Raw genomic sequence first — 20,627 nt, 5'->3', positions numbered from 1 at the left:
CACGCCTCATCGCCGGGTCTGCCGCTGAGCAGTTACAAGACGGTTTAAAAATCAGGTAGAATCTTTCCGCGGGCCTCAGTCCGGCGCCGCCCATTCCCTTCAGAGCGAGGTTTTTATGGACACATCCATGGCACAGACGGGACGCACGTTGGGACAGAAAATAAAACGGTCTCTTATTAAATGGAGCCTGATGGCCTGTGGGTTGGCGGTTCTCGGAATCGCTCTTTGGGCCTGGGGGGCGCTCCGCTTCGTCTATTCCAGCGGAGAACGGGCCGGGTTCGTCCAAAAGTTTTCCAAGCGCGGCTGGATCTTTAAAACCTGGGAAGGGGAACTGGCCATGGTCAACCTGCCCGGCGCCATGCCGGAGATCTTTTTCTTCACGGTGCGTGATGAAAAAGTCGTTCCCTCCATTGAAGGCACCATGGGACAACGCGTCGTGTTAAGCTACGACCAACACCGCGGCGTGCCCCCTAAGATTTTCGGGGAGACTTCTTACTATGTGGTCCGGGTTCGGGCCGTGGGGGAAGAGGGGGCTTCCCCGGCACCGCCGGTGCCCGCTCCGCCCGCGGGTCCCACCCTCTAGTCATCCGGCGGGAAAGTGTGCTAAAATCGCTCTGTTTGAACCTTGTGGTTCGTGGACCTCGTTGACATCCAATAGTATTCTCATCCTCGCCGCCGGGGAAGGCACCCGGATGAAGTCCGATTTGCCAAAGGTTCTTCACTCGCTGGCCGGAAAAGCCTTGGTGGAGCATGTGTTGGACGCCGTCGCGCCCCTGGGGGGCGCCGTCGGGATCGTCCTGGGACGCGGCGCCGAGAGAGTGAAAGAGCGGTTGTCCGGCCGAAAAGGTCTGGCTTTTTTTATTCAGAAAGAAAGGCGCGGGTCCGGCGATGCGGTGCGGCCGGCCGCGCGATGGCTGGCGAGTCGAGGCGGGAGCGTCTTGGTTCTCTGCGGGGACGCGCCTCTGGTCCGCACCGAGTCTTTGCGGGCCCTGACCCGGGTTCATCGTCGAGAGAAAAACGCGGCGACGCTCTTGACCGCTGAGGTTCCGGACCCAGCGGGCTACGGGCGGATTCGCCGCGGGCCGGACGGCCGACCGGCCGCCATCGTGGAACAACGCGACGCTTCGGTGGAAGAGCAGTCCATCCGAGAGATCAACTCCGGGACCTACTGTTTTCGAATTCGAGACCTGTTGGAGGGACTGCGGCGCCTTCGCCCCAACAACGCCAAGGGCGAATATTACCTGACGGATGTGATTGGATTTTTGGTGGGACGGAGTCGCTCCGTGGGGGCCCTGCGTTTGTCGGACGGGGACGAAATTTTGGGCGTGAACAACCGCCGGGAACTGGCCGAGGCCGGGCGGCGGATCAACGGGCGCCTGTTGGACCGTTTGATGGACGCGGGCGTGACCGTGGTGGATCCGGCGACGACCTTCGTGGAAGAGTCGGTGCGGGTCGGGCGAGACACGGTGATTGAACCCCAGACGTTTTTAGCGGGGGCCACCCGGATCGGCCGGAATTGCCGCATCGGTCCCATGACCCGCCTTCAGGATTGCGTGGTGGCCGACGGCGTTCGTCTGGAAGCCAGTTTTGGCGAGGGAGCTCGGGTGGAAAGCGGGGCTCGGGTGGGACCCTTTTCCCGACTGCGGCCGGGGGCGGTGATCGGGCGGGACGCCCATGTGGGAAATTTTGTGGAAATCAAGAAGACCCGGCTGGGCGCCGGCGCCAAGGTCAACCATTTAAGTTATCTGGGGGACGCGACGGTGGGGCCCCAAGTCAACGTGGGGGCGGGCGTGATCACCTGCAACTACGACGGCGTTCAGAAGCACCGGACGGTGATCGGTCGAGGGGCCTTCATCGGCTCCAACGTGAATTTAGTCGCTCCCTTGCGGGTGGGGGCGGGCGCCGTGGTCGGCGCGGGGTCCACTCTCACGCGGGACGTTCCGGCCCAGGCGCTCGCTCTCGAGCGCGCTCCGGCGGTCGTCAAGCGGGGATGGGCCAAATCAAAGCGGACGAGGAAATCGAGTCCATCACATGGTTAAAAAACGAGGCGAGAATCCCATGGTCGCACCACTCAAACTTTTCACGGGCAACGCCCATCCGGCGTTGGCGAAAGAAATTGCGGGCGTGTTAAAGACCAAACTCGGTCAGGCCAGCGTCGGGCGTTTTCCGGACGGGGAAGTCGAGGTCAAGATCACGGAGAACGTGCGCGGGGCCGATTGTTTCATCATCCAGCCCACGAGCTATCCGGCCAACGACAATTTGATGGAGCTTTTGTTGATGGTGGACGCCCTGCGCCGCGCTTCGGCGTGGCGGATCACGGCCGTCATGCCGTATTTTGGTTACGGCCGGCAGGACCGGAAGGCCGAACCCCGGGTTCCGATTTCGGCGAAACTGGTTTCCAACATCATCCGCGCCGCGGGAATCGACCGCGTCCTCACCATGGACCTTCACGCGGGCCAGATCCAGGGTTTCTTTGATATCCCCGTGGACCATCTCTACGCGAACCCGGTGCTCGTGGGCCACTTCCAAAAAAAGAAAATTCCTCCGGAGACGCTGGTGGTGGTCTCGCCGGACGCCGGGGGCGTCGAGCGCGCGCGGGCGTTTGCCAAACGGTTGGAGTCCGGCCTCGCCATCATCGACAAGCGGCGGATTTCCCCGCGGGAAGCCAACGTCATGCACGTGGTGGGAGACGTGAAGGGAAAGGTCGCGCTCATCATCGACGATTTGGTGGACACGGGCGGGACCCTGGTGAAGGCGGCCCAAGCGTTGAAAGATTCCGGCGCGACCCGCGTTCTGGCCGCGGCCGCCCACGGCGTTTTGGCGGGCCCGGCCATCGATCGGCTGAACGCTTCGCCCGTGGAGGAATTGGTGATCACCAACAGCATTCCCCTGAACCAGAAAGATTCCCGAAAAATCCGGGTCCTTTCGGTGGCGCCGCTCCTGGCCGAAGCCATCCAACGGATCCATTTCGAGCGGTCCATCAGCGAGTTGTTCGTTTAACACTTTAGAAATCAAGCGAGGTATATCCCATGAAGACCATTGAACTTGGCGCCGAAAAGCGCGATTTGACATCGAAAGGCACCCTGCACAAACTCCGTCAGGACGGGAACATCCCGGCCGTGGTCTACGGCGGAAAAAATGAGCCGATGAACCTGGTCGTTAACGTGAAAAATCTGGTTCAAGTCCTGAAGGGGCACGGGATCAACGTGCTCATGAACCTCAAGGTGGGCTCGGGCGCGGAGGTGGTGCTCCTGAAAGAAGTCCAGCGGGACATTCTGACCCACGACATCATCCATGTGGATTTCCAGCGGATTTCAATGACGGCCCTGCTCGAAGTCAATATCCCTCTCCACGTCACGGGGGAAGCCCCCGGCGTCAAAGTGGGCGGAGGCATTTTGGAGCACATCCTTCGGAACCTCCGGGTGCGCTGTCTTCCCACCGACATCCCCGACGGGCTTCCGGTGGACGTCTCCCAACTTCAACTGAACCAAGGCATCAAGGTGAAAGACCTGGTCCTGCCGAAAGGCGTCGAGATCTTGAACGATCGGGAAGGTCTGGTGGTCAATATCGTGGCGCCCGCCGCCGAAGAAGTGGCCCCCACGCCGGTGGCCGCCGCGGCTGGGACGGAACCCGAAGTGATCGCCAAAGGCAAGAAGCCCGAAGAAGGCGAGGAAGCCGCGGCCGGCGCCAAGGCGCCCGCCGGAGCCAAGGCTCCCGCCGCCCCCGCCGCCAAGGAGAAGAAGTAACTTTTCCCCCTAGGAGATGGGCCGATGATTCCACGCTTGGTGGTGGGGCTCGGGAACGACGAGAAAAAGTACGACCACACGCCTCACAACATCGGGTTCCATGCGCTCGACGTTTTGGCTCGTCGGCTCAAGCTGACCTGGAAAGACGAAAAAGACAAGCTTCACGCCGCCCTGAAGGGCGACGTGCGTTTCGCCAAGCCGAAAACGCTGATGAACCTCTCCGGAAACAACGTGCTGTGGGCCACCGCCTGGTGGCATATTCCGGCCGCGGAACTCCTGGTGGTATGCGACGACTTCGCCCTTCCCTGGGGGCGGATCCGCATTCGGCGGAAGGGCAGTTCCGGCGGGCACAACGGACTGGATTCCGTTCTCCAGGCTTTCAACATCGAGGACATCGCCCGCCTTCGGATCGGGGTGGGCCCCGTCCCTCCGGGGATGGACCCCAAAGATTTCGTTCTCAAGAAGGTGGACGCGGAGCGTTTGGCGGAGTTGGGGGAACTCGGCGCCGACGCCCTGAACGCGGTCTTGGTCGAGGGGTTGGAAACGGCCATGAACCATTTCAACGGCCTCCCCGGTTGACCCCGCTCGACCCGGCGTTGTTCGGCGTTGGGGCTGACCGGCGGGTCTTTCCTCCATGTTGAAATTCACCCAGAAAGGCCAAGACGCCCTTCAAGAAGCCACTTCCTTGGCCGAGAAGCGCCACCACGCCCGGGTGGAGGTGGCGCATCTGCTCTCGGCATTGCTCGACGTTCCCGAGAACATCGTTCCCTCGGTGTTGGAGAAATCCGGGATCTCCCTGGCGAGGCTTCGGCCCCTGCTCTCAGCGGAATTGGACAAAATCCCCGAGGTGACCGGGAACGTCCAGCTTTCCGCCTCCGCGGCGTTCCGCGCGGCGGCCGCCAACGCCGAGACCGAGGCCAAGGCGTTTCAGGACGAATTCATTTCGACGGAACACCTCCTCCTGGCGATCCTGAACCTTCCTGGAGACCCGACGGCGGCCCTTCTCCGGGCCCAAGGGCTCCAGCGGGACCGGGTGCTCCAGACCCTGACCGACCTGCGAGGATCCCACCGCGTGACCGACGAAAACCCCGAAGCGAAATACCAAGCCCTGGAAAAATACGGCCGGGATTTGACCGAAGCCGCCCGGGCCGGAAAGCTCGATCCGGTGATCGGCCGCGACGAGGAAATCCGGCGGGTGATCCAGGTCCTTTCCCGCCGGACCAAGAACAATCCGGTTTTGATCGGAGAGCCCGGCGTGGGCAAGACCGCCATCGTCGAAGGGCTCGCCCAACGGGTGGTGTCCGGGGACGTGCCGGAGGGACTCAAGTCCAAACGCGTGTTGGCCCTGGACCTGGGCGCGCTCATCGCCGGGGCCAAATACCGGGGCGAATTTGAAGACCGGCTGAAGGCGGTGCTGAAAGAAATCGTCGACGCCCAGGGAAAGATCATCCTGTTCATCGACGAACTTCACACGCTGGTGGGAGCGGGGGCCGCCGAAGGGGCTGTGGACGCGGCCAACCTCCTGAAACCCATGCTCGCCCGGGGGGAACTCCGGTGCGTGGGCGCCACGACCCTGGACGAATACCGCAAACACATCGAAAAAGACCCGGCCCTGGAACGCCGCTTCCAGCCCATCGTGGTGGGGGCACCCACGGTGGAACAGTCCATCGCGATCCTCCGGGGCCTGAAGGAACGCTATGAACTGCACCACGGCGTCCGCATCACCGACGGCGCCCTGGTGGCGGCCGCCACCCTGTCCGACCGATATATCGCCGACCGATTCCTTCCCGACAAAGCCATCGACCTGATGGACGAAGCCTCCAGCCGTCTCCGCATGGAAATGGATTCCATGCCCGTGGAATTGGACGAGGTGGAACGGCGGCGCCGCCAGCTGGAGATTGAACGCCGGGCCCTGCAAAAGGAAGAGGACCCGGCTAGCCGGGAGCGTCTGGCGAAACTGGAAAAGGAACTGGGGGAACTGGCCAAGAAGTCCGACCTGATGAAGAAACATTGGGAAGCGGAGAAGGCCGGCCTTTCCCGCATCCGAGAAGCCAAGGAGAAGCTGGAAGACGTTCGCCGGGAAGAGCAAAAGGCGGAACGGTCCGGCGACCTGGGGAAAGCGGCGGAACTTCGATATGGGAAAATGCCGGCCCTGGAAAAAGAGATGAAGGCCGCCCAGGACCGCTTGGCGGGCATTCAAAAAGACACCGCCATGCTGAAGGAAGCGGTGGATGAAGAAGACATTGCCCAAGTGGTGGCCAAATGGACCGGCATTCCGGTCTCCCGCATGCTGGAAGGCGAAGTGGCCAAACTCCTCAAAATGGAGGACAAACTTCACGACCGGGTGGTGGGCCAAGACGAGGCCGTGCGCGCCGTGTCCGACGCCATTCGGCGGAGCCGTTCAGGTCTCGCGGATCCGCACCGGCCCATGGGCTCTTTCATTTTCCTCGGACCCACGGGCGTGGGCAAGACGGAATTGGCCCGGGCTCTGGCGGAATTCCTTTTCGACGACGAGCGCGCCCTGGTGCGGCTGGATATGTCGGAATACATGGAGAAGCACGCGGTGGCCCGGCTGATCGGCGCCCCTCCCGGCTACGTGGGGTATGAGGAGGGGGGCCAGCTGACGGAAGCCGTGCGGCGGCGCCCCTACGCCGTGCTCCTTTTGGACGAAATCGAAAAGGCGCACGCGGACGTTTTCAACATCCTTCTCCAGATCTTGGACGACGGCCGCCTGACGGACGGACAGGGGCGAACGGTGGATTTTAAAAACACGGTGGTCGTTATGACCTCCAATATCGGAAGCCAGTGGCTGACCGACGCCACCTCCGACGCCGAGGCCCGGGTGAAGGTGATGGACGCCTTGCGGGGCCACTTCCGCCCGGAATTCTTGAACCGCATCGACGAGGTGTTGATTTTCTCCCGCCTGACCGAGGCCCAGATCGCCCACATCGTGGACATTCAGGTGGCCCAACTGCAGAAACGGATGGCGGAGCGCCGGATGACGATCCGCCTCACGCCCGCCGCCAAAGCCGCCCTGGCCAAAGACGGGTTCGACCCGGACTATGGCGCGCGCCCCCTCAAACGCGCCCTGCAAAAAGAGGTGATCGACCCGCTCGCCCGAAAAATATTGGCCGGCGAGTTCCGCGACGGCGAAACCGTCGAGGTGGACGCGGCCAAGGACGGTTCCCTCCATTTCCGAACGGCCGGAAAGAAGTAAATGTCTCGATCCGGGTGTTGGCCTTTGGCGGCGGTCCTCCTCCTGGCGGCCAAAACACCGGATTATTTCAACGACTGTTTGAAAGACGCGGGGGGCGGGGTTCGCTACGATCGCGTGGAAACCGTGGATTGGTCTTTTTCCATGGCGCGGCCATCGCCGGGCGGGGTGGTGACCTGGCGGGGCCGCCAGCGGTTGAGGCGCGCGGGAAACGGCTTTCAGATCCGGGAGGACCTGGAGACGCCGGAGGGGCGCTGGACCGTTTGGACCGGTTCGGCTCCTTTCGTCCTAAAGGACGGGATTCCGGTGTCGGACCCGGCCACCCGCGACGCCCGGGTGTCGGACGCCCGGCTCCGGGTTTTTTGGCTCATGGCTCCCTTCACCCTCTCGGCATCCTCTTCCGGTTCGCGCTATTTGGGATCCGCCTATTTTCAAACACGGCTCGTGCGCCGGATCGAACTGGATCTGAAACCGGACCAGGGAATTCCTGTGGACGCCCCGGTAGTTCTGCTCCTGGACACGGACGTGCCCCGTCTACGCGGGGTACGCTTTGGCGCCAACGACGGCGCTGGAAGTTTTTTGTTGGAAGACCACGAGCTTCGGCAGAACCTATTGAACACGGCGGCCCAATGGACCCGGTTCAACGCGGCGGGCCAGCGCATGGAAGTCTTGCGCGCGAACGCCGTTGTTTACAACTCTTATCTGGATGACGCCGTCTTTGCGGCTTCGACCCATGAGGACCCCCAAGGAGAAACATTGAAATGATGGAAAACCTTTTTGAATGCAAGCGATCGGGCCGGCTGGACGGCCGGTTTACGTTGAAGGGGTCCGAGCCCCAGTATGCCCCGGATCGCACTTTCGACACGGAACACATTCGGCTGGATCTTCGGTTGGATATCCCCGGCCAACGATTGCGCGGCGTGTGCACCACGACCCTCCGGGCCTTGGCCGACGGCGCGGACCGCATGGTTTTTGACGCCGTGCACTTTGGCATCGGTTCGGTCCGGAGTCGGGGGCGGGCGCTCCGCTTTGACTACGACGATAAAAAACTGACGGTTCATCTGCCCTCGCCCGTGCGGCGCGGGGCCCGGTTGGACATCGCGGTGGAGTACAAAGTCACCCGGCCCAAGCTCGGTCTCTATTTCATCAGGCCGGACCGCGGCTATCCCAAAAAACCCGTCCAGGTCTGGACCCAAGGGGAAGACGAATACGCGCGGTATTGGTTTCCCTGCCACGACGCTCCCCAGGATCGCACGACCACGGAAATGATCGTCCGCGTGCCGCGGGGGTTCACCGCCGTCTCCAACGGACGACTGGTTCGGAAATCCTCCCGGGGCCGGGATACCCTGTTCCATTGGAAACAAGAGATCCCCCACGCCACGTACCTCGTGACTCTCGCCGTTGGAGAATTCGCGGAGATCAAGGACCTGTGGCGCGGAAAACCCGTTCTCTACTACGTGCCAAAAGGACGGGAGGAAGACGCCCGCCGGGCCTTCGGCAAGACGCCGAAAATGATGGAATTCTTTTCAAAAAAAATCGGGGTGCCCTACGCCTACCCGAAATACGCCCAAGTGGCGGCGGTGGATTTCATTTATGGGGGCATGGAAAATACCAGCGCCACGACCCAAACGGCCCTGACCTTGCACGACGAACGGGCCCACCTGGACTTTTCTTCCGACCCGCTGGTGGCCCATGAACTCGCGCACCAATGGTTCGGCGACCTCCTGACGTGCCGGGACTGGTCCCATGCCTGGTTAAACGAGAGTTTCGCCACCTACTTCGAGGCCCTCTTCACCGAGCACGACAAGGGCGCCGATGAATTCGCCGTGGAGCTTTACCAGAACGGGGAAATCTATTTCGAGGAGGACCGGGACCATTACCGCCGCGCCATCGTCACCAAGGTTTACCAACAACCCTCCGACCTCTTCGATCGGCACCTTTACGAGAAGGGGTCCCGGGTGCTCCATATGGTTCGGGGTCTTCTGGGCGACCGCGATTTCTGGAAAGCCATCGGGATCTATGTTCGGGAAAACCGGGGAAAAGTCGTGGAGACCCGGCAACTATTGGACGCCATTGAAAAAGCCACGGGGAAGAACCTCTCCAAGTTCTTCGACCAATGGGTTTATGGCGCCGGCCACCCGGAATTCAAAATCCGCTATTGGTGGGACGCGCGAAAAAAGGAGGCCGTGGTTCGCGTGGTTCAGACCCAGAACACCAATGGTGAAACGGCTCTCTTCCGTCTTCCAGTGGAATTCGGGTTTTGGATGGGCCGGGAGCAGAAACGGTTCAAGGAGACGGTGGACAAAAAATCCCACCTCTTCCGCTTCAAATTGAATCGGGAGCCCGAGGTGGCCCTTTTTGATCCGGACCATTGGATTCTGAAAAAGGTGGATTTCCCGAAATCAGAAGAGATGTGGAAACGGCAATTGACTGTGGACCCCCACGTGTTGGGGCGGGCGGAGGCCGCCAAAGCCCTCGGAAAAGCGGCCGGCCCGTCGGCGGTGGAGGCCTTGTCCAAGGCCCTCCTGGCGGAACCGTTTTGGCACGTGCAGGGGGAAATCGCCCAGGCTCTCAGCCAGATTCGTACTCCGGCCGCCGCCCAGGCGCTGTTGGCCGCCCACGGCCAGGTGGAACATCCCAAAGCCCGCCGGGCGATCCTTTACGCCTTGGGAGAATTCCGGGAAGGCCTGGTGCGCGAGCGGCTCCTGGAAACCCACGCGGGGGAAAAAAGTTATTTCGCCTTCAACCAGTCCCTGCGGGCCCTGGCCCGGCAGGGAGATCCCCTGATCTTGAAGCTCATCGAGCAGGCCCTCGGCATGGAGTCCTGGAACGACGTTCTCCGTTCGGGCGCCCTGGAGGCGCTCACGGCGCTGAAACCGGCGGACCTTGTTTCCCGGTTGAAGAAACACACGGCCTACGGCGTCCCCGACACGCGGCGGATGACGGCCGTTCGCTGTCTGGCCCAGGTCGGAGCCGGCCGCGAAGACGTTCAAAACCATCTGATCGGGTTGTTGGAGGATCGCCATCTTTTGGTCCAAATGGCGGTTGTCCGGGGGCTCTCCCAAATCGGGGATGAGCGAGCGATTCCGGCGCTCAAAAAACTGACGACGGGGGACCGCGACGGCCGCTTGATCCGTTCCGCCCAGGAAGCCGTTGAAAAGCTCAAGAAGGGCATCGAGGAGGAAGAAAAACCTCGGAAAAATAGGCGCGTCGGGTAGAGGCGGCAGGCGCGGGCTTTGTCCCGCAACTTCCAAAACCACCCCTCCCCGACCCCGAATCAGCGGCTCTGCCGCCCCAGGTGTCCGGAGCTCTGCGACGGGCTCCCCTTGGCAAGGGGAGGGGGCTGAGATCCAACCCGGTTCTCCCCGCCTTTCCTTTAGACCGACGTCGTTTTTTTATTTCCCCTCCTTTACAAGGAGGGGATAAAGGGGAGGTCAAAGCCTTGATTCCCGCTGGCTTTCTCGGTGGCACGCTCCACTCTCTGGGGAAGGATCAGCGCACGCAGGAGCGGGAAATCTCAAGACTTAAGAGGCTCATCGAATGAATGACTGGACCGTTCTTCTCTCCGACCCCGCGGGGGCCGACCCGGGCGCCCTGGCCCGTTTTTTCGCCGCCCGACAAAAGATCCCCATGATCGACGCCCAGCGGACGGCTCGACACTCCTGGGGATTTCTGGGGCGCGATCTTCCCGAGCCGGAAGCTTTGGCCCTGGTCCAATCCGCCAGCGCCGCCGGGCTCCCGGCCATGGCCGTTGAAACCAAGGACGTCTCGGTGTTGGGGCCGCCCTCCTCCGCCCATGGGGCCGTGTTTGAGGGCGACCTGATGAACGTGGCGGTGGGCATTCCCTCGACGATCCGTCCGCTCCCGTTGTCCTCCCTGCAGGTCCTTTCCGTGGCCAGCCTCCGTAAAGACGTGATGGTCACCAAGACGGTGAAAGAAGAGGTTTCCGGTGGGCGGAAACTGGTGGGGCTCGGCATCATGCTCACGACGGGCATCCCCGTGGGGATGGGAAAAGCCAAGGAAGTCCAGCAAACCACGACGGCGACGGAATGGGTGATGTTTTTGGATATCTTCGGCGACGGAGGCCGATGGCGGGCCGTGCCGTCGGCTTTTGATTTCTCGGGTCTCGGCGCCGAGATGGGCGCCGGGGGGCCGGAAAATTTGCGCCGCCTGCTGGTCCTTTTGCACCGACTGGCGCCCGGCGCCCTGTTGAACCGCGGGGCCCGTTGGTGGTTGGAAGGCCGGCCCCTGGGCAACGCCGGTTACGACGAACCCTCCGACGTGGACCAGGAGGCGCGCTGGCTCCTGACCCTGTCCCGGCGGGCGCCATGAGCGAGGGCCCCGCTCCCCTCACCGTCAGCCAAGTTAACCGGGCCATCGGCGCCGCGCTGGAAGAGCGATTTTCCGACGCTTTCTGGATGGTGGGCGAGGTTCAGGGATACGACCGCGACGCCGCCAAGGCCGGTCAGCGGCGGTGGGGCCAGATCTATTTCGAGTTGATTGAAAAAGAATCCGGCGCGGACACCGTGAAAGCGGGCATCAAGGCCCTGGTCTGGGGCGACGTCCACGCCGCCGTGCGGGCTAAACTTCAGGCCGTGGCCGGCGACCTGAAGTTTCAGGACGGACTTCAAGTCAAACTCCTCTGCAAAATCGATTTCTACTGGCCCCGGGCGAACCTTCAGCTGAAAGTGTTGGACGTGGACCCCCACTTCACCCTCGGGGACATGGAACGTTCCCGCCGGGAATTGATCGAGACGCTGAAACGCACCGGGCTCTTTGAAAAGAACCGGGAAACCCCGTGCCCCCGCGTGCCCCTGGACATCGGGTTGATCACCTCCGACGGAAGCGCGGCCTATCACGATTTCGTGGAGGAACTGCGAAGCTCCGGTTTTGCCTTTCGCCTGCATTTTTTCGACGCGCGTATGCAGGGCGCCGACACCGAAAATGACGTGGTCCGGGCCTTGTCGGCCCTGGCGCGGCACCCGGAGGTGGAGGTCATCGTCCTCATCCGCGGGGGCGGGTCCCGCTCGGACTTGATTTGGTTCGACAAGGAAAAAATCGCCCGGGCGGTGGCGCTCTGCCCGAAACCCGTTCTCGCCGGCATCGGGCACGAGATTGATTTGTCGGTGGCCGACCTGGTGGCCCACACGAGCCGAAAAACCCCCACGGCGGTGGCCCAATTCCTGGTGGAGCGAGCGCGGGAATTTGAGGCTGACCTTTCCCAATCCGCCCGCTCGGTCCGGGACGCCGCGCGGGATCGGCTGGAGGGCGAGGCCCAACGTTTGACCGACGCGGCCCGGGCTTGGCGGGAAAACACCGGGACCGCCTTGGCCGGGTTTTTCGAGGCGCTCTCTCGAGGGAAAGACCTTTTGCGGGCTTCGGCTCGGCGGCACGTGACGATCGTGCGGGAACGTTTGTCGGCCGCGCCGGACCGGTTGGGCGGGGGCGCCCGGTCGCTCCTCCGCTCTCAATCCGAGCGGCTGGCGGGTTTCAAAAAGGAATGCGAGTTTAAAGATCCCCGAAGGATTTTGGCGCGGGGATACAGCCTGATCTACGCCGGCGGGCGCATCGCCAAAAGCGTTCGCTCGGTACGGGTGGGGGAATTCATTGAGGCGCGGCTCTCGGACGGTCTCGTGACCGCCAACGTGCTCGCGTCCCGAAAGGACTGATATGACGAAAAAAGCCGAAGGGTACGCCCAAGCTTACGCGGAACTCCAGAAAATATTGGAGGCGTTGGACCAGGGGGAGATCGATGTGGACGAACTGTCGGAAAAGGTGAAACGCGCCGCCGAACTCATCGACTTCTGCCAAAAACGCCTGCGCGACACCGAACTCCAAGTCAAACGCGTCATGCAAAAACTAGAGAAGACCGTGGAGGAAGAAAAAGAGTAAAGGGGGAGGCGAAAATCGATCCCAGTGACGACCCGGTTTTTTTTGTTTTGGTTTTGAATTCCGCCCCCCTACGTAAAAAGGAAGGACGAGCGGCCTTTGACGCTATTGCACCGAAATCAAAGGGGTCACGTTGCCTGAACGAGGCAGGGAATCCCAGGTTACAGTCGGATGGATGGCGAGATCGTTTTGATCAGGGTTTCGAGATCGACGAAGCGAACGCGACACGAGCCGTCCACCTGCTCAAAAGGGAGATGGATATCGGCCCCGACAACGAAGCAATCTGCCTTGGGATAGGTCTTGTGGAACGCTTTAATCCCTCTCAGATCCACATCCCGACCTGACCATTTGCACTCGATGGCCATGGGGGGGCGCCCCGCCGGGGCTAGAACAAAATCAATTTCGTGTCCGTTTTTGTCTCTCCAATAATGTATGCGCCGAGTTTGAAGGCGGGCGTGAATTTCATTCAAAACATAATGCTCCCACAAAATCCCTCGGTCTTCCTGTCGGCGGTCTTTCCATCCTTTCAGTGACGCGATAAAGCCGGTGTCAAACCCATACACTTTTGGGGCGGAAATGATCTCAGCGCTCGGGTTGGTATGAAAGGGTTTCAGCCGATGCGCCGTGTGTGTGGCCTCCAAAACGCGAAGATAATTTTGGATGGTTTTTCTGTCCACCTCACACGGGCGTGCGTAGGTGTTGGCTTCAAATATGGATCCGCTGGAGACGAACAAGAGTTCCATGAATTTCAAAAGGAATCACGCCTTTCCAAACGAAAAAGTTCCAAAATATCCCGGGACCAGTAAGAGTCCATCCACTCCTGAAATTCGGCTTCACCCGCTTTCAAATCAATAAAAAAAGGCGGCAACCCCCCCTGCCAAAGTCGTCGGTCCAAGTCGACCGGGCCAATGTCTGAAAGATCAGAGGACATCATGGGGGTGAGCCAGATTTCCGTTTTTCGACCGGTGAGGGTATCGCGAAATTTTGCCGCGGCCCCCAGGGAGGATGATCCGGTCGCGAGGACCCGGATGTTCGGGAAATGATCCGCCGCTATTTTTAGAAATTCGGAGGGGTCGGCCAGTCTGTGAATTTCATCGAAGACCACCGTTTTGCCTTGACGTGCCAACAAGAAACCTTCCGGGTCTCCCAAGGCTCGGCGCACACTGGGAAGATCACAATCATAATAATCCACACCCGGCAAACTTTTACAAAGCGTCGTTTTTCCAGATCGGCGGACACCAGAAAGCCACACGATGGACCGGCGTTTCCAGGCGGTTTGAATAAGGTTCAGCCAAAACGGCCTATTCTTCATGGGAGCATGATACCATATAGTGATTCCATAGTGGAGCCTGTTCCCTTTTGGCGTTAAAATGAAATATCCCCCCGCGCCAAAACCCTCCAGCTCAGTGTTCGATTCTCGCTCCGAAAAAATTTTTGTAGCTGCCCGATTTATCGGGCGATTATCCGCCAGAAGACCTCGTCCTGAAAAAAGGTAGCCCCATCCCTTGGGCGACTAAAAAATGCATGCTTCATTGGGTGCCCCAGGTCGCCACACTAGAAAAACACCTAGACCAAAAGCGTGCTATAAATTTCCACTTACCGTAAATTTTAAAACCTGTTCCACGGTGATTTTTTAAGGCACAGGATGTGATCTTCCTCCGGGCGGTAGCACGTGTTTCGAACGCAGGGCACGCAGGGGACCTCGGTGGTTTGAAGGACCCGCACTTGGGGGCCGAAGGGGGACGTGACGCGGGGGTTGGACGGGCCCGCCACGACCACGAGGGGCGTGCCGACGGCCCAGCCCACGTGCATCAGGCCGGATTCATTGGTGAGCAAGGCCGAGGCGCGCGCCAGGAGAGCGGCCGCCACGGGAATCGAAGTGCTCCCGCAGAGGTTCCGCGTGGTTCGCCGGGACAGGCGGGCGACTTCGTCGGCCGCCGGGCGGTCTTCCGCCGCACCCAGAAGGAGGACGTCGGACCATTCGGGACCCAGGCCGTTGATCACCCCGGCGAATCGTTCCGGAAACCAGCGGCGGGCGGGGGCTCGGGACCCCGGCGCGACGGCCAAGATTTTCCCGCTTCCCAGGGTTCCCAGCACCGGGTGCATTTCTTCCTCGGTCGCTCGGGGGACGAAAAAATCACCCGCGTGTACGTCCATCCCCGTTTCACCCAGCAACCCTAAATATCGACGGACGTAGTGGAACCGTTCGTCCAAGGGACGGGCTTCCGTCAAAAGACCGCTCCGGAAGTCTCCGGCGTACCCGATGCGGTGTGGAATTCCCGCCAGCCAACAGGGGAGCGCCGAGGAAAACGAAGTGGGGAGAACGTAGGCGGTTTCATATTTCCGCTCGCGGAGGCGCCGGGATAAGCTCCACGGACCATCGTCCGAGTGGATGACCAGCACGTTCTTCACTCCGGGCGCGTCCCGAAAAAGATCGGCCAACCCTGGTTTGGCAAGGACTTCCACCTCCGATCCCAACGACCGCGCGGCCAGGCGTTTTAAGAACGGGGTCGCCATGACGGCGTCTCCCAGCCAATTGGGCGCTCGCACCAAAATTCGTTTCGCCATGGGGTGATTCTAGCTAGTTTTCTTGATGTTTTCTTGCTAATCTACCCCTGTTCATTTACCCATTCAAGGAGGATTCCCCCATGAAAAAAATGATTCCTGTTCTTGGACTTATGATGAGCCTTTTTGTTTCGGCGTTCGCGGAAGACATGACGGCCCCGGTGACCCCCCGCCCCGAAGTGGTGGCCCCAACGGCCAGCGTGGAACTCGTGAAGTCCGCCCTGGGCACCGGCGTGGACCGGGAGACCCGCGCGATTCAAGGGGAGGCGGCAAGTTTTGACGCTTCCGTGACGAACGTTTATTTCCTCACCCGGGTGAAGGCCTCCGCGGTGCCCACCACCGTCAACCATGTCTATTCCTTGGACGGGAAAGAGACGGCCTCCGTTCCCCTTTCGATTAAGGGATCTCCTTGGACCACCTGGAGCTATCGAACGATCTGGCCCGGCGCTTGGAAAGTGGAATTGAAGGACGAAGCCGGGAATGTGATCGACACCAAGGAGTTCACCGTCTCCAAGGACATGGCCGCCCCGGCCCCCACGGAAACCGCTCCCGCCCAGCCTTAATAACGGATCGATTCTCTCGAAGCCCCCCGGGCCGGCCCCACGCCGCCCGGGGGGCTTTCTTTCGTCCCGTCTGTGGACGGAAAAGTTTACTTGACTTCGAGCCCTTCAAAGGTAAAATAGGCGCGCTGGCAAGGAAAGGTATCCCATTGAGAAAGGATGGTAAAAGATGTACTTAAAACGCCTTGAGATGGTCGGTTTCAAATCCTTCGCCGAACGAACGCGTTTGGAGTTCGAAAAAGGCGTAACGGCCATCGTGGGCCCCAACGGGTGCGGTAAATCCAACGTGGTGGACGCTCTCCGCTGGTGTTTGGGCGAGATGAGCGCCAAATCCCTCCGTTCCAAGGTCCTTTCGGACGTGATTTTCAACGGCTCCGCGAACCGGGCCCCCTCCAACCTTTCCGAAGTTTCCATGACGTTCGACAATTCCCAAAACCGCCTGCCCATCGACTACTCTGAAGTGACCGTGACCCGGCGCCTGTTCCGGTCCGGGGAGTCGGAATATTTCTTGAACAAAACCCAGTGCCGTTTGAAAGACATCAAAGAGCTTTTCCTCGACACGGGAATCGGCGAAGAGGGCTACTCCATCATGGAACAGGGCCGGGTGGAATACGTGCTTTCCGCCAAACCCGAAGAGCGTCGTGAACTGTTCGAAGAAGCCGCTGGCGTCTCCAAATACAAGGCCCGCCGGGAGGAAGCGCTTCGGCGCCTCGAGCGCACCCAGTTGGACTTGGACCGATTGTCGGACGTGATCGCGCTCACCAAAGACCAGATGGACAAGATCGAGGCCGCGGTCCGCAAGGCGCGGACTTACCAGAAGATCCAGGACAACCTCAAATCCCTGGAAATCGCCCACGCCTTGCACGAGTCGAAACAGTTGGAAGAGCAGATGGAGTCCATGCGTCAGGCCATGATGATGATGGACAACGATCTCCACGCCAAAACCTCCGGCACGGCGCAGAAGGAAGCCGAGTTGGCGGACCTGCGTTGGCAGGAGACCCAGCTGGCGGAAAAGCTGGTGGAAATGAACCGCCGCCTTTCCGAGATCGACGGCGCCGTGAGCCTGGCGGAACAGCGCCAAAGCACCGCGCGGGAGCGGCAGGCCGAAATCTCCCACCGGGACCTGGTTTTGGACGGCGAAATCAACCAGGGGCGCCTGCGCCGTGAGGAGTTGGCCAAACTTTCCGAAGAGATTCAAGCCGCCTTGGCCCAAGAGGCCGAGAGCGCCCGGCAGTCCGCCGGGACCCTGGCCGCCACGGAATCCTCCTACAATGAAAAAGCCGCGCGGCTGAACAGCGTTCAGAACGTGGCGACGGAAATCCAGGACGCCTTGTGGAAAAACACCCAGGATCGGACCAAGCTTAACAATGATCTGGTGGCCCAGCGGTCTTTGGAATCCCGGCTGGAGATCCAGCGGGCGGTTCACGCCAAAGAAAAGGCCAAGGCGGAGGAACGGTTGACCCAGTTGCGGACCGATCTCGCGGCCGCTGAATCCGATGCCGTGGGTTCTGCCGCCGCGTTGGTGGACGCTGAAACCGCCGTCCGCACGGCGCAATCGGACGTGGAATCCCGCGATCGCGGGATCACCGAAACCCAGTCCGCCGTGGCCCGTTCGCAGGAAGATTTGTTTCGCACTCAGGCCCAGCTGGATGCCCAGGAAGAATGGGAAGCCTCCGATATCTACGCCCGGGGCACCCAAGCGGCTTTGGGCGCCGGGCTCCCGGGCTTGCACGGCCCGGTGGGCCGACTGATTTCCGTTTCAACGGCGGATGAAGTGGTGGTGCGCCGGGCCTTGGGCGTCCACGTCAACGACCTCGTGGCCGACACCCTGGAGGACGCCCGGGCCGCCATTGATTTCTTGGCGAAAGGCTCCCACGGTCGGGCGCGCGTTCTGGTGTTGGACCGTCTTCCCCAGGGCGCTCCCGGCGCGGTGGCGGGTGTGGGCCAACGGGCCCTCCTGGACATGGTCCGCGTGGACTCCCGTTTCGATCCGGTCATCCGCACCCTCCTTTCCGGTTGGATCGCTATGGACGGAGCGCTTTACGGCGAGGGCGTTTTGGAGGGCGGATCGGACGCCGCCGCCGGACCCGTCTTCGACGCGCTCCGTCGGGAAAATCTGTCCCGGGAGATCGCCTCCCTCACCGCCCGATTGGAAGCCGCCCAGACGGCGCGCCGCGAAGCCGAGACCGCCCGACGCGCCGCCGCGGAGAACCTGGAAGCCGCGCGGCGCGCGCTGGAATCCGTCCGCGTTCGGGCCAACGTCGCCGCCCAAGAGGCGGAACGCCTGCGGGGTCAGGGAGCCCTCCACGCGGAAGAAATCCATTTGATCGACGTGGAAATGGAAAAGGCGCTCCAGACGGAGGGTCAGGCCCGGGCCTCGGCCCAGGCCCTGGAGGCCCTGTTGGAGGGCGTGAAGGGGGACGAAACCCGCCTGAGGAACGAGTGGTCCATGGTCCAGGAATCCTTGAAGGAACGCCAGGCCGAGACCTTCGCGGCGTCCTCCGAATTGGCCGTTGCCAAGGAGCGCGCCCACGGCCACGAAGAGCGGCTCCGCTGGAAGGAAAAACAATGGGCGGATGTTCAATCCGAAAGCCAGGGGTTGGCTGTCGGCCTTGAATCCAAAGTTCAGGAACGGGCCGGGTCGGCCGAACGGGTGGCGGAACAGCGGAAGGTGGAGGAAGAGGCCGCCCGAGCCATCGTCGAATTAATGACCGGCCGCCGGGACGCCAACGAGGCGCTGGAAGCTGTCCATGGGTCCCGCCGTTCCTTGGCGGAAGCCTTGGGACTGGCCCAAACCGCGCTCTCGGAATTGCGCCAACAGACCGAAGAGATGCAAACCCAGCTCCACGAGAAAAAACTGCAACACAGCCACGCCGAGTTCCGTCGGGAATCCGTGGAAACGCATTTGAAGGACAAATACGCCCTCACCTTGGCCGAGGCCCGGGAAGCCCATCCCGTTCCCGCCGAGGCCGTGCCTTCCGCCGAACTGGAAAAACTTCGCCGGCGGGTCGAGTCCATGGGCCCCGTGAACCTGGCCGCGCCGGAAGAGCACGCCCAGTTGGAGGAGCGCTACAACTTCCTGCTGTCCCAACAACAGGACCTGGTGAAAGCCAAGGAAGACCTTCTGACCACCATTCAGAAAATCAATGCCTCCACCCGCCTGAACTTCAAGGAAACCTTCGACAAGGTGCGGGAGAACTTCCAGAACATTTACGGCCAGCTCTTCCCGGGGGGAGAGGCCGACGTTCGCCTGACGGACGAATCCGACGTCCTCAATTCCGGGGTCGAGATTTTCGCCCAACCGCCGGGAAAAAAGTTGATGAACATCACCCTGCTCTCCGGCGGAGAGAAAGCCCTGACCGCCGTGGCCCTCCTCTTCGCCTTTTTCATGGTGCGGCCCGCTCCCTTCGCCGTTTTAGACGAGGTGGACGCCCCGCTGGACGAAGCCAACGTGACGCGCTTCATCACCCTGATCAAGGCCTTCACCGAACAGTCCCAGTTCATCATGATCACCCACAACAAGCGTTCCATGGAAACCGCCGACACGCTCTACGGCGTGACCATGGAAGTCCAAGGGGTCTCCCGCATCCTCTCCGCCCGCCTGAAAAATCTGGACGAGCGTCCCGAAGCCAGAAGCCCCGAATCCGTCCTCACCGCCGCCCGCGGGGCGTAGGGCTTCCTTCGGGGGCCGTTGACCTTTGGCGGAGGACCATGGACGATGGAAGGCGGATAACGGCTTTGACCTCCCCTTTCTCCCCTCCTTACGAAGGAGGGGAATTCCCCAAAGGCGCCAATATCCCAAGCGTGTTTGTCGTTCCCTCCCCTTGCCAAGGGGAGGGTTAGGGAGGGGTGTTTTTTGATGGTATCCCCCCCGACCGATCGAATTTCCATCCTCGGCGTTTCGGTTGACGCGATCACGGGAGAGGACGTTCTACTTCTCGTGGGAACGTTCGTCGCCGAGGGCGCCGCGCGGCAGATCATCACGGCCAACCCCCTCATGATCCTCGCGGCGGAGAAAGACGCCGCGCTCCGCGCCGCTTTTCGCTCCGCCGACCTCGTGGTTCCCGATTCATCCGGCGTCCAATGGGCCGCCCTCCTCCAGGGCCGGCGCCTGGAAAAAATCTCCGGCATCGACTTAATGGACCGGCTCTGCGCCCGGGCCGCCGAACGCGGATGGCGAGTGTTCCTCTTGGGCGCCGCTCCCGGCGTCGCCGACGCCGCCGGGAAAGAATTGCTCCTTCGCCACCCCCGTCTTTCCATTGTCGGAACCTGCCACGGCTATTTTGAACCGGACGCCGTTTCGACCCCTTCCACAGCCCTGCGGGAGTCGGCCGTCCTTTCCCTCGTCGCCGCGGCGCGCCCCGACCTTCTTTTTGTCGCCCTCTCCACCCCCCGCCAGGACGGCTGGATCCATCAAAACCTCCATCGGCTCGGCGCGAAGGTCGTCTTGGGCGTGGGCGGAAGCTTCGACGTCATTTCCGGCCGTCTCCGTCGAGCCCCCGCCTGGATGCGCGCGGTCGGCCTGGAATGGTTGTTCCGCCTCATCCAAGAGCCTCGCCGCGCCGGTCGAATGCTCGGCCTCCCCCTCTTCGTCGCGCGGGTCCTCCGTTCGGGGGAATCAAGCACCCGGTCCTAAAAGCGAAAGGGGTGCTT

General features: G+C 61.6%; 17 protein-coding genes. 14 read left to right on the top strand and 3 right to left on the bottom strand.

Annotated elements, in window-relative coordinates; all coding sequences use genetic code 11:
* Nucleotides 1-127: 127 nt before the first annotated feature.
* From IPP35_04400 to xseB, 11 genes are all read left to right on the top strand, one after another.
* Nucleotides 128-583 carry a hypothetical protein gene (locus IPP35_04400; protein ID MBL0058345.1) on the top strand — a complete coding sequence of 152 codons (456 nt, stop codon included), beginning with the start codon at nucleotides 128-130 and terminating at the stop codon, nucleotides 581-583.
* Nucleotides 498-2,039: a bifunctional UDP-N-acetylglucosamine diphosphorylase/glucosamine-1-phosphate N-acetyltransferase GlmU gene (glmU, locus tag IPP35_04395; GenBank protein ID MBL0058344.1), complete on the top strand. Its 1,542-nt coding sequence runs from the start codon at nucleotides 498-500 to the stop codon at nucleotides 2,037-2,039. Before IPP35_04400 ends, glmU begins: the two co-directional genes overlap by 86 nt.
* A 19-nt stretch (nucleotides 2,040-2,058) precedes the next feature.
* Nucleotides 2,059-3,000 carry a ribose-phosphate pyrophosphokinase gene (locus IPP35_04390; protein MBL0058343.1) on the top strand — a complete coding sequence of 314 codons (942 nt, stop codon included), beginning with the start codon at nucleotides 2,059-2,061 and terminating at the stop codon, nucleotides 2,998-3,000.
* A 29-nt stretch (nucleotides 3,001-3,029) separates the two neighbouring features.
* Nucleotides 3,030-3,746, top strand: a complete 717-nt coding sequence (locus IPP35_04385; GenBank protein MBL0058342.1) for a 50S ribosomal protein L25 — start codon at nucleotides 3,030-3,032, stop codon at nucleotides 3,744-3,746.
* A gap of 24 nt (nucleotides 3,747-3,770) precedes the next feature.
* Nucleotides 3,771-4,325, top strand: coding sequence for an aminoacyl-tRNA hydrolase (locus IPP35_04380; protein ID MBL0058341.1), 555 nt, complete (start codon nucleotides 3,771-3,773; stop codon nucleotides 4,323-4,325).
* A 55-nt stretch (nucleotides 4,326-4,380) separates the two neighbouring features.
* Nucleotides 4,381-6,963 (top strand): ATP-dependent chaperone ClpB, encoded by a 2,583-nt coding sequence (gene clpB / locus IPP35_04375; protein MBL0058340.1) that lies wholly within the window; start codon nucleotides 4,381-4,383, stop codon nucleotides 6,961-6,963.
* Nucleotides 6,964-7,725, top strand: a complete 762-nt coding sequence (locus IPP35_04370; GenBank protein MBL0058339.1) for a hypothetical protein — start codon at nucleotides 6,964-6,966, stop codon at nucleotides 7,723-7,725.
* On the top strand, nucleotides 7,722-10,178 hold the full coding sequence (locus IPP35_04365; GenBank protein MBL0058338.1) for a M1 family metallopeptidase: 2,457 nt from the start codon (nucleotides 7,722-7,724) through the stop codon (nucleotides 10,176-10,178). The genes IPP35_04370 and IPP35_04365 overlap by 4 nt, the downstream gene beginning before the upstream one ends.
* A 322-nt stretch (nucleotides 10,179-10,500) precedes the next feature.
* Nucleotides 10,501-11,292, top strand: coding sequence for a hypothetical protein (locus IPP35_04360; GenBank protein ID MBL0058337.1), 792 nt, complete (start codon nucleotides 10,501-10,503; stop codon nucleotides 11,290-11,292).
* A complete protein-coding gene (gene xseA, locus IPP35_04355; protein ID MBL0058336.1) occupies nucleotides 11,289-12,629 on the top strand; it encodes an exodeoxyribonuclease VII large subunit in 1,341 nt (446 codons plus the stop codon). Before IPP35_04360 ends, xseA begins: the two co-directional genes overlap by 4 nt.
* A 1-nt stretch (nucleotide 12,630) precedes the next feature.
* Entirely contained in the window at nucleotides 12,631-12,852 is a 222-nt protein-coding gene (xseB, locus tag IPP35_04350; protein MBL0058335.1) for an exodeoxyribonuclease VII small subunit, read from the top strand.
* 158 nt (nucleotides 12,853-13,010) lie between these two features.
* Here the strand turns inward: xseB and IPP35_04345 are convergent, their stop codons facing one another.
* The 3 genes from IPP35_04345 to waaF form a co-directional block, all read right to left on the bottom strand.
* Nucleotides 13,011-13,601, bottom strand: a complete 591-nt coding sequence (locus IPP35_04345; GenBank protein ID MBL0058334.1) for a DUF4143 domain-containing protein — start codon at nucleotides 13,599-13,601, stop codon at nucleotides 13,011-13,013.
* On the bottom strand, nucleotides 13,598-14,161 hold the full coding sequence (locus tag IPP35_04340) for an AAA family ATPase (protein MBL0058333.1): 564 nt from the start codon (nucleotides 14,159-14,161) through the stop codon (nucleotides 13,598-13,600). Before IPP35_04340 ends, IPP35_04345 begins: the two co-directional genes overlap by 4 nt.
* Nucleotides 14,162-14,457: 296 nt before the next feature.
* Nucleotides 14,458-15,417: a lipopolysaccharide heptosyltransferase II gene (gene waaF, locus IPP35_04335; GenBank protein ID MBL0058332.1), complete on the bottom strand. Its 960-nt coding sequence runs from the start codon at nucleotides 15,415-15,417 to the stop codon at nucleotides 14,458-14,460.
* 80 nt (nucleotides 15,418-15,497) lie between these two features.
* On the opposite strand from waaF, the gene IPP35_04330 reads away from it, so the two are divergent.
* From IPP35_04330 to IPP35_04320, 3 genes are all read left to right on the top strand, one after another.
* Nucleotides 15,498-15,977: a DUF2914 domain-containing protein gene (locus IPP35_04330; protein ID MBL0058331.1), complete on the top strand. Its 480-nt coding sequence runs from the start codon at nucleotides 15,498-15,500 to the stop codon at nucleotides 15,975-15,977.
* Between the two features lie 166 nt (nucleotides 15,978-16,143).
* Entirely contained in the window at nucleotides 16,144-19,647 is a 3,504-nt protein-coding gene (gene smc, locus IPP35_04325; protein ID MBL0058330.1) for a chromosome segregation protein SMC, read from the top strand.
* Nucleotides 19,648-19,833: 186 nt separating this feature from the next.
* A complete protein-coding gene (locus IPP35_04320; GenBank protein MBL0058329.1) occupies nucleotides 19,834-20,610 on the top strand; it encodes a WecB/TagA/CpsF family glycosyltransferase in 777 nt (258 codons plus the stop codon).
* Nucleotides 20,611-20,627 lie beyond the last annotated feature (17 nt).

Source organism: Elusimicrobiota bacterium, assembly GCA_016721625.1.
Classification (GTDB): domain Bacteria; phylum Elusimicrobiota; class Elusimicrobia; order FEN-1173; family FEN-1173; genus JADKHR01.
The sequence above is the reverse complement of the archived record's forward strand: the minus strand, read 5'-3'. Positions and strand labels throughout refer to the sequence as shown.

Excerpts from the sequence above, each read along its gene's own strand:
- IPP35_04370 (MBL0058339.1), top strand. The coding sequence starts at position 6,964 with ATGTCTCGATCCGGGTGTTGGCCTTTGGCGGCGGTCCTCCTCCTGGCG.
- IPP35_04400 (MBL0058345.1), top strand. The coding sequence starts at position 128 with ATGGCACAGACGGGACGCACGTTGGGACAGAAAATAAAACGGTCTCTT.
- IPP35_04385 (MBL0058342.1), top strand. The coding sequence starts at position 3,030 with ATGAAGACCATTGAACTTGGCGCCGAAAAGCGCGATTTGACATCGAAA.
- waaF (MBL0058332.1), bottom strand. The coding sequence starts at position 15,417 with ATGGCGAAACGAATTTTGGTGCGAGCGCCCAATTGGCTGGGAGACGCC.
- IPP35_04365 (MBL0058338.1), top strand. The coding sequence starts at position 7,722 with ATGATGGAAAACCTTTTTGAATGCAAGCGATCGGGCCGGCTGGACGGC.
- IPP35_04360 (MBL0058337.1), top strand. The coding sequence starts at position 10,501 with ATGAATGACTGGACCGTTCTTCTCTCCGACCCCGCGGGGGCCGACCCG.
- xseB (MBL0058335.1), top strand. The coding sequence starts at position 12,631 with ATGACGAAAAAAGCCGAAGGGTACGCCCAAGCTTACGCGGAACTCCAG.
- IPP35_04330 (MBL0058331.1), top strand. The coding sequence starts at position 15,498 with ATGAAAAAAATGATTCCTGTTCTTGGACTTATGATGAGCCTTTTTGTT.
- smc (MBL0058330.1), top strand. The coding sequence starts at position 16,144 with ATGTACTTAAAACGCCTTGAGATGGTCGGTTTCAAATCCTTCGCCGAA.
- IPP35_04320 (MBL0058329.1), top strand. The coding sequence starts at position 19,834 with ATGGTATCCCCCCCGACCGATCGAATTTCCATCCTCGGCGTTTCGGTT.
- IPP35_04380 (MBL0058341.1), top strand. The coding sequence starts at position 3,771 with ATGATTCCACGCTTGGTGGTGGGGCTCGGGAACGACGAGAAAAAGTAC.
- glmU (MBL0058344.1), top strand. The coding sequence starts at position 498 with ATGTGGTCCGGGTTCGGGCCGTGGGGGAAGAGGGGGCTTCCCCGGCAC.
- IPP35_04340 (MBL0058333.1), bottom strand. The coding sequence starts at position 14,161 with ATGAAGAATAGGCCGTTTTGGCTGAACCTTATTCAAACCGCCTGGAAA.
- xseA (MBL0058336.1), top strand. The coding sequence starts at position 11,289 with ATGAGCGAGGGCCCCGCTCCCCTCACCGTCAGCCAAGTTAACCGGGCC.
- clpB (MBL0058340.1), top strand. The coding sequence starts at position 4,381 with ATGTTGAAATTCACCCAGAAAGGCCAAGACGCCCTTCAAGAAGCCACT.
- IPP35_04390 (MBL0058343.1), top strand. The coding sequence starts at position 2,059 with ATGGTCGCACCACTCAAACTTTTCACGGGCAACGCCCATCCGGCGTTG.